The organism is Mesorhizobium sp. M7A.F.Ca.US.006.04.2.1, assembly GCF_004022915.1.
Lineage (GTDB): Bacteria > Pseudomonadota > Alphaproteobacteria > Rhizobiales > Rhizobiaceae > Mesorhizobium > Mesorhizobium ciceri.
On record NZ_RZQA01000088.1, the window covers coordinates 1 to 11,898 of the forward strand.

9 protein-coding genes and 2 pseudogenes are annotated in these 11,898 nt (G+C 62.9%); 8 read left to right on the top strand and 3 right to left on the bottom strand.

From position 1 onward, the window contains the following. The 3 genes and pseudogenes from EN925_RS07300 to EN925_RS07310 form a co-directional block, all read right to left on the bottom strand. Nucleotides 1-513, bottom strand: a pseudogene (locus EN925_RS07300) (ABC transporter permease); the annotation flags it as partial. Further along, entirely contained in the window at nt 510-2,042 is a 1,533-nt protein-coding gene (locus EN925_RS07305; RefSeq protein ID WP_013533051.1) for a sugar ABC transporter ATP-binding protein, read from the bottom strand. The gene EN925_RS07305 and the pseudogene EN925_RS07300, both read right to left, overlap by 4 nt. A gap of 79 nt (nt 2,043-2,121) precedes the next feature. Further along, nucleotides 2,122-3,249 (bottom strand): sugar ABC transporter substrate-binding protein, encoded by a 1,128-nt coding sequence (locus tag EN925_RS07310; RefSeq protein ID WP_013533052.1) that lies wholly within the window; start codon nt 3,247-3,249, stop codon nt 2,122-2,124. A gap of 226 nt (nt 3,250-3,475) precedes the next feature. Between EN925_RS07310 and EN925_RS07315 the strand changes: the two genes are divergently transcribed. The 8 genes and pseudogenes from EN925_RS07315 to EN925_RS07355 all read left to right on the top strand — a co-directional run. Then, complete coding sequence (locus EN925_RS07315; protein WP_127368383.1) at nt 3,476-4,150, top strand: GntR family transcriptional regulator; 675 nt, start codon at nt 3,476-3,478, stop codon at nt 4,148-4,150. A 296-nt stretch (nt 4,151-4,446) separates the two neighbouring features. Beyond that, entirely contained in the window at nt 4,447-5,274 is an 828-nt protein-coding gene (locus EN925_RS07325) for a phosphogluconate dehydrogenase C-terminal domain-containing protein (RefSeq protein WP_063167523.1), read from the top strand. A 329-nt stretch (nt 5,275-5,603) separates the two neighbouring features. Next, nucleotides 5,604-6,545: a D-ribose ABC transporter substrate-binding protein gene (locus EN925_RS07330; RefSeq protein WP_127368382.1), complete on the top strand. Its 942-nt coding sequence runs from the start codon at nt 5,604-5,606 to the stop codon at nt 6,543-6,545. A 93-nt stretch (nt 6,546-6,638) separates the two neighbouring features. Beyond that, nucleotides 6,639-7,283 (top strand): DUF2291 family protein, encoded by a 645-nt coding sequence (locus tag EN925_RS07335; protein WP_127368381.1) that lies wholly within the window; start codon nt 6,639-6,641, stop codon nt 7,281-7,283. Beyond that, on the top strand, nt 7,280-8,836 hold the full coding sequence (locus tag EN925_RS07340) for a sugar ABC transporter ATP-binding protein (protein WP_127368380.1): 1,557 nt from the start codon (nt 7,280-7,282) through the stop codon (nt 8,834-8,836). Before EN925_RS07335 ends, EN925_RS07340 begins: the two co-directional genes overlap by 4 nt. Continuing rightward, complete coding sequence (locus tag EN925_RS07345; protein WP_024502456.1) at nt 8,829-9,893, top strand: ABC transporter permease; 1,065 nt, start codon at nt 8,829-8,831, stop codon at nt 9,891-9,893. The genes EN925_RS07340 and EN925_RS07345 overlap by 8 nt, the downstream gene beginning before the upstream one ends. Nucleotides 9,894-9,895: 2 nt before the next feature. After that, nucleotides 9,896-10,930 (top strand): Gfo/Idh/MocA family oxidoreductase, encoded by a 1,035-nt coding sequence (locus tag EN925_RS07350; protein ID WP_127369348.1) that lies wholly within the window; start codon nt 9,896-9,898, stop codon nt 10,928-10,930. After that, a pseudogene (locus EN925_RS07355) lies at nt 10,927-11,898 on the top strand (hypothetical protein); the annotation flags it as partial. The gene EN925_RS07350 and the pseudogene EN925_RS07355, both read left to right, overlap by 4 nt.

Consider the following 11,898-nt stretch of genomic DNA (forward strand, 5'->3'; position numbering starts at 1 on the left):
GAGATAGAAGGTGCCGAGATCGGTCGACACGAAGCCGCCGGGCTTGTCCATCACCAGCAGCGTGACGCCTTGCAGGATGAACATGGTCGACAGCGTCACCACGATCGGCTGCATGCGCAGCACCGCGATGAAGAAGCCGTTGAAGGCGCCCACCGCCATGCCGACGCCGATGCCGACGGCCGTCCACAGGAGGATGCTTGCGCCCGGCGCCATCGGATCCATGCTCGATGCCAGCACGGCATTGACGAGCGATATCACCGCGCCGGCGGACAGGTCGAAGCCGCCCGACAGGATCACGATCGTCTGGCCGATCGCCGCGAGCGCCGAGGTGGCGCCGCCGCTCGACAGGAACGACACATCGAAATAGGTCAGCGGCCCGGCGCTGATCCAGTCGACGACGAAGAGCAGGATCGCCAGGACGGCCGCGGCGATCAGCGCGCCGCGATTGCGCATCAGCGCACGGCGCAGTCCGAAGCCGCCGGGAACAGGGGATGAGGCTGCTGCGCTGCTCATGCGGCGGCTTCCCCGGCATGGCCGAGCGCCGGGCGCATGATGGCCGGTTCGGTGATAGCGTCGCCTTCGAGTTCGGCGGCGATGCGCCCGTCATAGAGGACCAGCACCCTGTCGCATTGGTGAACGAGTTCGGGGATCTCCGTCGAGTGCAGCAGGATCGAACCGCCCGAAGCCACGTAGTTTCGCATCATCACATAAAGCTCGTGCTTGGTGCCGACGTCGATGCCTCGGGTGGGATCGAACAACAGCAGGATGCGGCTCTGCGCCACCAGCCACTTGGCGATGGCTATCTTCTGCTGGTTGCCGCCGGAAAACGCACCGGCCCGCGTCCACAGCGCTCGGCGGTCGACCTCGACAGTGGCGAATGCCGCCTCGACGGAGCGGGTCTCGGCTTGCGCGTCGACAAGGCCTAGCCGTGTGAAGCGCGATATCACCGGCAGCGTGGCGTTCTGGCTGCCCGACAATTTCAGGAACAGGCCTTCGGATTTGCGGTCTTCCGGCACCAGGCCGATGGCCATGTTGGGGCGCAAGGCATCGGCCGGCGAACCGAGCCAGACCTTGCGGCCGTCGACGAGGATGTGGCCGCGCTCGATCTCGGCCATGCCAAAGCAGGCCAGGAACAGGTCCTGCTGGCCCATGCCTTGCAACCCGGCGACGCCGAGGATTTCGCCCTTGCGCAGATCGAAGCCGGCGCCGTCGAGCTTGCGCCCGACCTTGAGGTCGCGCACGCCCAGAACCGGCGGACCGAAGGCCTGGGCGCTGTCCGGCTTGGGCGGAAAGGTCTGCTCGATGCTGCGGCCGATGATCTTTTCGATGACGTCGGCATCCGAGACATCGGCGACCGGCGCGGTGACGATGTGGCGGCCGTTTCTCAGGATCGTCAGCGTGTCGCACAAAGCGCGGACCTCGCGCATGCGGTGGGTGATGAAGACGATAGTGGTGCCTGCCGCCTTCAGCCTGGCGATGATGTCGCCCAGCCAGTCGACGTCGCGTCCGGCGAGCGTCGAGGTCGGTTCGTCGAGCAAAAGGATGCGCGGCTTGCGGTAGACGGCGCGCGCGATCTCGATCTTCTGGCGCACCGAAAGCTCGAGCTCGCTCACCTCGGCATCGAGATCGACGGAAAAACCGAGATCTTCGATATGGCGGCGGACGGCCTTGCGGGCGGCACCGCGGCGGATCAGGCCGGAGATGCCGACGGGGGCGTAAGGCAGCAGCATGTTGTCGAGCACGGAGAGATCGCGCACCAGGGTCATCTCCTGGAATGCTGTCTGCATGCCGAGCGCATGTGCTGCGCGCGGTGCGCCGTAAGCGATCTCCTTGCCGAAGACACGGACATGGCCTTGGCTCGGCCGGACCAGCCCGGACAGCAGCTTCACCAGTGTCGACTTGCCGGCTCCGTTTTCACCGAGCAGGGCATGGACACTGCCGGGCGCGATCGCAAACGACACGCCGTCCAGCGCGACGGTCGGGCCGAACGCCTTGCTGATGCCGTCGATCTCGATGGCGGGGAGCTCGGAGTGTTCTGTCATTGTCCTCGATCGCCGGCTTGGCATGGATTGACGACGCACGGACAGTTGTCCGTGCATCGTCACACGGGCCTTGGGAGGCTTAGTTCTCCGGTTGTCCGACGAGGGCAGCATTAAGGCCGACCTCGGGTGTCTGGTCCGAGAAGATCGAGGCAAACCAGCCCGGATTGGAGACCAGCGACGGCTTGAAGGCGTTGCAGCCGGCCTTCATCTCCGCCCATGTGCCTTCGTCGCACAGCTTGATCGTCTCATTGGTAACGACCGGCAGCGGCAGGATGGTGGTCTTGGGCACGTCCTTGCCTTCGATCGCCTCGACGGCAAGCTTCAGCGCCAGCGCACCCGAATAAGGCGGCGAGGCATAGGAAATGCGTTGTGCGCCCGCCGGTGCATAAGGAGGAGCGGCACCTTCGACTTCGGTGCCCTCCGGCAGCATCTGGATGCGGCCGCCATTGGAACCTTCGCCGGCGCAAGGCAGGAGTTCGCTGGTCTTCTTGCCAGCCTCGAGCTGCATCGAGTTGGCGGTGAAGCAGCCGACCTGCATCCACAGTCCGTTGATGTCGTCCCAATTGCGGGTGGCCAGGATTTTCGAAAGTTCGGTGCGGGCGACCGCCTGGCTCCACATGCCGACAGCCTCGCCGACGATCTTGATATCAGGATACTTGGCGAAGACTTCCTTGGCGGCCTTTGTCCGCTGATCGTCAACGGATGTTCCCGGGACGCCCGTGATGGCGATGATGTTGCCCTTGCCGTTGAGCTTCTTGACCAGCCATTCGGCGGTCACCCTGCCCGCTTCCAGCTGGTCTATGTGGACGTTGTAGGCGCAAGGCTCGGTGATCTCGGCGTCGTACGCAAAGACCTTCACGCCCTTGTCGCAGGCATTCTTGACGACCTGGTTGAGCGCGGTCGGCGAGATCGGATACACGACGATGGCTTCGGCGCCGCTTTGCACCATTGCGTTGATCTGCTGAATCTGGCGTTGCGCGTTGGGGCCAGCGACCTGGACCTGCAGGTCGACCTTGTCGGCCAGGCTCTTATGAGCGGCCATGGCCTTGACCATGTTGGCCGCCTCCGCCTGCCAATCATTGCCGATGTAGCTCATGCTGAGAAAGATCTTGTGCTTCTCGGCGGCCTGCGCGGCGGACAGGCCGAAGGCGCACGCAGCCATGCCGGCCAGCAGCGCGAGCCGCCGGACTTTCGATCCGATACCCATGTGGAACTCCTCCCAAACAGAACGACCGAATGCCTCCCAAGGGCACAAAACGTAAACCCTTGTCATTCGATGCCAGCGACCGTATCATGATTTGATCAAATATCAATGATGAAATCGTTTATATCAAAACCGGCCGTGTCAGCCGCTTGACGTGGCACCACGAACCTTGCATTCCGACACGACCACACAAGCAGGTGTCGCCCTCAGGCGGGAAGGTTGACAGGAGATGGCTGGATCGGCGTTCAGGAAGCCTGGTGTCGAGATCATTCCACTGTCCAAGGAAACTCTGCAGGACCGGGTCTACAATCAGGTCACCGAGTTGATCCTCGACGGCAGCATCGTGCCGGGCGAGATGGTCACGGTTCAGAGCCTCGCCGACGCCTTTGGCGTCAGTCCGATGCCGGTCAGGGAAGCGCTGCGGCGCCTGACGGCAGCCAACGCGCTGACGGTAGTATCCGGGCGCTCCATTGGTATTCCGGCGCTCAGCCGCGAGCGGCTCACCGATTTGCGCAATGTACGTTTTGAGATAGAGGCCATCGCCGCCGGCTGGGCCTCACAGAACCGCAGCGAGGCGGACCTTGCGATTTTCGCGCGCGATCTGGACTCACTGGAACGAGCGAATGGCGCGGACGACGTAAAGGCCTATCTCAGGGCGAATTATACCTTCCACTTCGCAATCTACCGAGCAGCGGGATCCGAAACCCTGCTCAAGATCATCAAGGATCTGTGGCTGCAGATCAGCCCCTATTTCAATATGCTGCATGGATCCTACTCGACCGCGAACACATACCATCAACAGATGTTTGCGGCCCTGCGCGACCGAAACGAGCAGGCAGTTCAGGCGGCAGTTCGCGGCGATATCGATGCGGCTTTCGACATGCTGGTCGATCTTTTGAAGTAGCGCCCGGCCCGACCTCCGACCGCTTATCACATGCCTCCTATTTCTGGGGATGGCAGAGCAGCGCTCATGCGCACTCAGCGGGCAAGCGCGGGCTTCTTCTGGTGATCTAGAGGTCATATCCCGAGCGCGTCATCCATGGTTCTCGTGCTTGAGGGCGGCAGCCGATGACGCGGCGAAGCACATGACCCGCATCCTCATTGTCATTATCGGATTGCCAAAATCTGGTAGCGTGATTATACCAGTTGATCAGTTGACGACGGGCGATACCGTCCGCTGAGATCAGGAGTAGTGACCAAATGACAACGATTGCGCTGTTCGGTGCCGGTGGGAAAATGGGCTACCGCCTGTCGACCAATTTTCGCGGGTCGCCCTACACAATACGCCATGTCGAGGTCAGCGATGCCGGCCGCGAACGGCTGAAGACCGGGCTGGGTTTCGATACTGTCAGCGCCGACGAAGCGCTCAAGGGCGCCGATGTGGTGATCCTGGCCGTTCCCGACACGCATATCGGCAAGGTGGCGACCAGCATCGAGAGCAAGCTGGCGCCGGGCACCATGGTGGTGGTGCTCGACGCGGCGGCACCCTTCGCCGGCCACCTGCCGAATCGACCGGACCTCACCTATTTCGTCACCCACCCCTGCCATCCGCCGATCTTCAACGACGAAACAGATATGGCGGCAAAGAAGGACTATTTCGGCGGCGTCAAGGCCAAGCAGCATATGGTCAGCGCCTTGATGCAGGGGCCGGAAGAGGATTACGCCAAGGGCGAGGCGATCGCGAAGATCATCTGGGCGCCGGTCATGCGTTCGCACCGCGTCAGCGTCGAACAGATGGCGCTGCTGGAACCCGGGCTTTCGGAGACGGTGTGCGCCTCGTTGCTGGTGGTCATGAAGGAAGCCGTCGACGAGGTCGTGGCACGCGGCGTCGACCAGCAGGCGGCGCTCGACTTCCTGCTCGGCCATATGAACGTGCTGGGCGCCGTCATTTTCGGCGAGACCAAGGGCGTTTTCTCGGATGCCTGCAACAAGGCGATCGAGTTCGGCAAGCCGGTGCTGATGCGGGACGACTGGAAGCGCGTGTTCGAGCCGGAAGAGATCGCCGCCAGCATTCAGCGTATCACCTGAAGAGGAGAGGCGCTGCCGCAGCGCCGTGACGCGTCGCCGTACCGCTGCCGACGCTCGGCATCGTAGCTCATCAGGTACATATCACCTGAATTCGTGGTTGACTCATCATACCAGTTGGCTTAGCTGTTCATGGCTCGGATTGACAGGGTTTTCGCAGGAGTACGATGCCTGGGCGAGTGGAGGATGGCTGGGGAGCAACGATCCGTGGAGGGGAAGCCGGCAAACGGCTCTTTAGCCCAAAAGCGATCCGCCGCCCGCGCCGCCTGACGAATTCGGATGCCGACAGATGCTTTGGGTAACCAAGGCAATTTTTCAAACGGGAGGACTTCATGAAACTTACACGAAGAATGACGCTTGCGGCTTTCGCCGGCATGCTGGCGCTTGGCACGACCGTGCCCGCCTACGCGGCGGATCTCATCGCCATCATCACGCCCTCGCACGACAATCCGTTCTTCAAGGCGGAAGCCGTCGGCGCCGAAGCCAAGGCCAAGGAACTCGGCTACGAGGCGCTGGTGCTGGTCCATGACGACGACGCCAACAAGCAGTCCGAGCTGATCGACACCGCGATCGGCCGCGGCGCCAAGGCGATCATCCTCGACAATGCCGGCGCCGACGCCACCGTCGCCGCGGTACAGAAAGCCAAGGACGCAGGCATTCCGTCCTTCCTGATCGACCGCGAGATCAACGCCACCGGCGTTGCCGTCGCGCAGATCGTCTCCAACAACTACCAGGGCGCCCAGCTCGGCGCGCAGGAATTCGTCAAGCTGATGGGTGAGAAGGGCAATTTCGTCGAGCTGGTCGGCAAGGAATCCGACACCAATGCCGGCATTCGTTCCAAGGGCTATCACGACGTCATCGACGACTATCCGGACCTGAAGATGGTCGCCCAGCAGTCGGCCAACTGGAGCCAGACGGAAGCCTATTCCAAGATGGAATCGATCCTGCAGGCCAACCCCAACATCAAGGGCGTGATCTCCGGCAACGATACGATGGCGATGGGCGCCTATGCGGCACTTGCCGCGGCGAACCGCAAGGATGTCATCGTCGTCGGCTTCGACGGATCGAACGATGTTCGCGACTCCATCACCTCGGGCGGCATCAAGGCAACGGTGCTGCAGCCCGCCTTCGCGCAGGCGCAGATGGCGGTCGAGCAGGCCAACGACTTCATCAAGAACAAGAAGTCGCCGGCCAAGGAAAAGCAATTGATGGACTGCGTTCTGGTCAATGGCGACAATGCCGCCAAGCTGGAGACCTTCGCGCTGACGAACTGAGCCAGCGTGATTTGAATAGCGAGGGGCGAACCCAGGATCGCCCCTCGCCGCCATTTTCCGTGGGCCGCCCACGATGCTGAACGACAGGCCGCCATGCTGAACACCAAGCCGAACTGGCCGATCCTTACCGTGATGGTCGGCATCAGCCTGACCGGCTGCAAGATCCTGCCGACGAAATCGGACGACGGCAACAACGCTGCCACCTTCAATCCAGACCAGATGGTCGAAGAGATATGGGCGGCAAAGGTCGTGCCCTATCTCCAGCAGAAAGCCGGAGCGTTTGCGCAGGTTCACACCCTGGCGACAACCGACCCAGCGGCTGCCGGCGCCAAATACGGCAATGCGAACAAGCAGGCGAATTCGCCTTGGACTTTCGCGGTTCGGCTGGAAGGCAAGATTATCGCGGCCAACACACAGTCGCGTGCGGCAACGGTCGACGTCGATGTCGACGGCGACGGCAAAGCCGATGCACGGGTGCAGATCGGACCGGCGGTGCGCGGTACCGCGCTGCGCGACAGCCTGGACTTCATCCAGTTCAACGACTTCACCAACCAGATCGACTTCGCCCAGTTCGGCAAGGCTTTCAACGCTTATGCCGACAAGACGGTGCTTTCCGAGCTGCCGCGCGAGGCGCTGGAAGGCCGCAGTGCCAAGGTGCTCGGCGCCTATACGCTGGGGAGCGGCCAGGACCTGCCGCTGGTGACGCCGGCGGAGGCAGAGATCGGGCCGAAGCCATGAGCGCGATCGCGGAGCGCGAAATCATTCTGAAGCTCGAGGACGTCTCCAAGGTCTATTCCGGCACCGTTGCGGTCAAGCGCGCCAATTTCGAGGTGCGCAAGGGCGCGGTCAACGTGCTGGTCGGCGAAAACGGCGCCGGCAAGTCGACGCTGATGAAGATCATCGCCGGTGTCGAACGGCCGACCGCCGGCCGCATCCTGCTGGAAGGCGAAGAGGTTTCCTTCTCGTCATCCGGTGACGCGGTGAACCGTGGCATCGGCATGGTGTTCCAGGAGCTGAACCTGTTCGGCAATATGAGCGTCGCCGAGAATATTTTCGCCACCCGGGAAATCACCAACCGCTTCGGCAAAATCGACCACGCGCAACAGGAAAACCGCGCTGCGGAATTTCTGGAACGCCTGCAGGCCGGCATCCGGCCCGACATGCTGGTCGAGGATCTGCGTATCGGCCAGCAGCAACTGGTCGAGATCGCCAAGGCGGTTTCGCTCGACGCGCGCATCCTGATCATGGACGAACCGACCTCGGCGCTGAGTGCTGCGGAAGTCGAGATCCTGTTCAAGGTGATCGCCGACCTCAAGGCGCGCGGCGTGGCCATCGTCTACATTTCGCACCGGCTCGAAGAGCTGATCCGCATCGGCGACTACATCACCGTGCTGCGTGACGGCCGCATCACCGGCCAGGAAGAGATGAAGAACGTCGACACGCAGTGGATCGTTCGCCAGATGATCGGCTCCGACGCCAAGGACTTCGCCAAGGCCGACGGCCATCTTCCGGGCGAAGAGATTTTTCGTGCCGAGGAGATCTGCCTGCCTCGTGCCACCGGCGGACTTGCCGTCGACCATGTCTCGTTGTCGCTGCGTGCCGGCGAGATCCTCGGCATATACGGCTTGATGGGCGCCGGGCGCAGCGAACTGTTCGACTGTATCATGGGCCGCCACGGCCATTCGACCGGCGACATCTTCATTGGCGGTAGAAAGGTCAAGGAGCGCGATACGACGCGGCGCATCCGGCGCGGGCTGGCGCTGATCCCCGAGGATCGCCAGCGCGAAGGGCTTGTCTCGATCCTTTCGGTCGCCAGCAATTTGACGCTGGCCAGCCTGTCGCGCTTTGCCCGCCTGTTCCACATCCGTGGTGCCGACGAAAGGCAGGCGGTGACGCAGGTGGTGCGGGAGTTGGCGATCAGGGTCGCCGACCCGGCGCAAGAGGTGTCGTCGCTGTCGGGCGGCAACCAGCAGAAGGTGGTGATCGGCAAGGCGCTGCTCACCGAACCCAAGGTGCTGTTGATGGACGAGCCCAGCCGAGGCATCGATGTCGGCGCCAAGGCCGACGTCTTCCGCACGATGCGCAAACTGTCGCGCGATGGATTGGGCATTCTCTTCGCCACCTCGGATCTCGATGAGGTGATGGCGCTGTCAGACCGCATTGCGGTGATGAGCAACGGAAAACTGACGGGCATGTTCGATCGCTCCGAGGCGACGGAGGCAGCCCTTGTCTCCGCATCGGCGCTTGGCCACGGACCAGCCCCACATACGGAGAGCACCGCCCATGACTGACATCCCAGCCAAAGCGGCCGCTCCCTCCGCTTCCAGCGGCTCGGTGCTGCTGACAGTTATGAAGCTCAGGACCTTCATTGCGCTGATCGCCGTGCTGATCTTCTTCTCGATCGCGGCGCCGAATTTCCTGTCGACCGCCAATCTGATCCTGATGTCGAAGCACGTGGCGCTGAATGCGTTCCTGGCGATGGGCATGACCTTCGTCATCATCACCGGCGGCATCGACCTTTCGGTCGGTTCGATCGTCGGCCTGTGCGGTATGGTGGCCGGGTATCTCGTGCTCAACGGCATCGACCTGCAGATCGGCTACACCATCTATTTCAACGTCTTTGAGATCGCGCTGATCACGCTTGCCGTCGGCATATTGATCGGCGCCGTCAACGGCTTGCTGATCACCAGGCTAAACGTCGCGCCGTTCATCGCCACGCTCGGCGTGCTCTATGTCGCGCGCGGCCTGGCGCTGCTGTCGTCGGATGGCCGCACCTTTCCCAACCTCGTCGGCAAGCCGGAGCTTGGCACCACCGGCTTCGGCTTCCTCGGGGCCGGTCGGCTGCTTGGCCTGCCGGTGGCGATCTGGATCCTCATCGTCGTTGCACTGGGAGCCGCCTATCTCGCCAAGTACACGCCACTCGGTCGCCATATCTTCGCCGTCGGCGGCAATGAACGGGCGTCGCGGATTTCGGGCGTCCGGGTCAACATGGTCAAGATGTTCGTCTATATGTTCTCCGGTTTCTGCGCGGCGATCGTCGGCCTGATCATCTCGTCCGAGCTGATGGCCTCGCATCCGGCGACGGGCGAAAGCTTCGAGCTCAACGCCATTGCGGCGGCGGTGCTTGGCGGCACTTCGATGTCGGGCGGCCGCGGTACGATCGGCGGCACCATCGTCGGCGCCTTCGTCATCGGCATCCTTTCGGACGGGTTGGTGATGATGGGCGTGAGTTCGTTCTGGCAGATGGTGATCAAGGGCCTCGTCATCATCGTCGCCGTCGTCGTCGACCAGGCACAGCGCCGGCTTCAGCAACGTGTCACCTTGATGCAGATGGCAAAGGCAGGCTGAGCATGGCGGAACTGCGGGGAGCGCTGATCGGCTGCGGCTTCTTTGCCGTCAACCAGATGCATGCCTGGCGCGACATAGCGGGCGCCTCGATCATCGCCATCTGCGACCGTGACCCGGAACGGTTGCGGATCGTCGGTGGCCAGTTCGGCATTGCGAAGCGCTATACCGATGCGGCGGACCTTTTTGCCGGCGAAAGCCTGGATTTCGTCGACATCGCCACCACCGCGCCCAGCCATCGTCCGCTTGTCGAAATGGCGGCCGCCCACCGCGTACCGGTGGTCTGCCAGAAGCCGTTCGCGCCGACGCTTGCCGAGGCAAAGGCGATGGTCAAGGCATGCGCGGAAGCCGGCGTTCCGCTGATGGTGCATGAGAATTTTCGCTGGCAGTCACCTATCCAGGCGGTGCAGACCGTGCTCGATAGCGGCGAGATCGGCACACCCTTCTTCGGGCGTATCTCCTTCCGCTCGGCCTATGACGTGTTTTCCGGTCAGCCCTATCTGGCGACGGGAAAGCGCTTCATCATCGAGGACCTCGGTATCCATATCCTCGATATCGCCCGTTTCCTGCTCGGCGACGTCTCGACCATCACGACACGAATCGCCCGCATCAATCCCGCCATTGCGGGCGAGGATGTGGCGACCATGCTGATGGACCACAAGAGCGGCGCAACCTCCGTGGTCGACTGCAGCTACGCGACCAAGCTCGCCACCGAGCCGTTTCCCGAAACGCTGATCGAGATCGATGGCAGCGACGGCACGATCCGGCTGGCGCAGGGATACCGGCTGACCGTCACCGGCAAGAGCGGCACGGCCGTCACCGACGTCTCGCCGCCGCTGCTGGCCTGGGCGTCGCGGCCCTGGCACAACATCCAGGAAAGCGTCGTCGCCATCCAGCAGCACTGGGTAGACTGCCTGGCAAAGGGCGTACAACCGGCGACCTCGGGCGCGGACAATCTCAAGACGTTCGCGCTGGTCGAGGCCGCCTATGCTGGGGCCGCGAGCCGGCAACCGGTGCAACTCGACGCCTCGGTGAAATGACCGCCGATACCTTCCTCCTTTACGGCACGCGCGTGGTCGAGGCCGAGCCGGTCAGGCTCAGCGCAGGCGCGCTCAGCGCCGACTTCGTCAACGGCAATCTGCGCACCATTCGGCATGGCGGCACCGAAGTGCTACGCGCCATCGCCTATATCGTGCGTGACCGCGACTGGGGCACCTATGAGCCAAATTTGATGGACCTGGTGATCGAGCAGGGTGCCGACGCTTTTTCGGTCAGCTATTCGGCAAGCTGCCTGGCCCCCGATGGAAACCGGCTCGGCTTCCGCGCCACCATCAAAGGCTCTGCCGACGGCCGTCTGGTCTTCGACGTCAGCGCCCTTCCCGAAAACGATTTCGAAACCAACCGCTGCGGCTTCTGTATCCTGCACCCGATCGCCGACCTCGCCGGTAGCCCGGTCATGGTCGAGCACACAGACGGCAGCGTGGTGGCGACGAAACTTCCCCAGCTGATCGACCCCTGGCAGCCTTTCAAGGATATCCGCGCCATCTCCCATCAGATTCGGCCTGGTGTCACCGCTGAGTGCCGGATGGAAGGCGATACTTTCGAAATGGAGGACCAGCGCAACTGGTCGGACGCCTCCTACAAGACCTATGTGCGGCCGCTGGTGCTGCCGTGGCCGTATGTGCTGCCTGCCGGCCAGCCCCTGCGCCAGACGATCAGCCTGCGCATCGCAGGTGAAGGCAAAGCGCCGGCTGCCGCAGTGGCCAGCGAACCGGTCAGAGTCGAACTCGGCGAGGCGGGAGCAAGGCTGCCCGATGTCGGCGTGATCATCTATCCCGAGGATGTCGAGACGGCGCTGGCGAACCTCTCCACGCTGGCGGCACTCGGCCCACAACAGCTGCTGTTTCACTACGATCCGACGCGCGGCCACGGCCTCGATGCCTTGCGCGCTTTCGCCCGGCTCGCAACTGCCTACGCAGCCGAAACAACCCTCGAATGCATAGTTGCC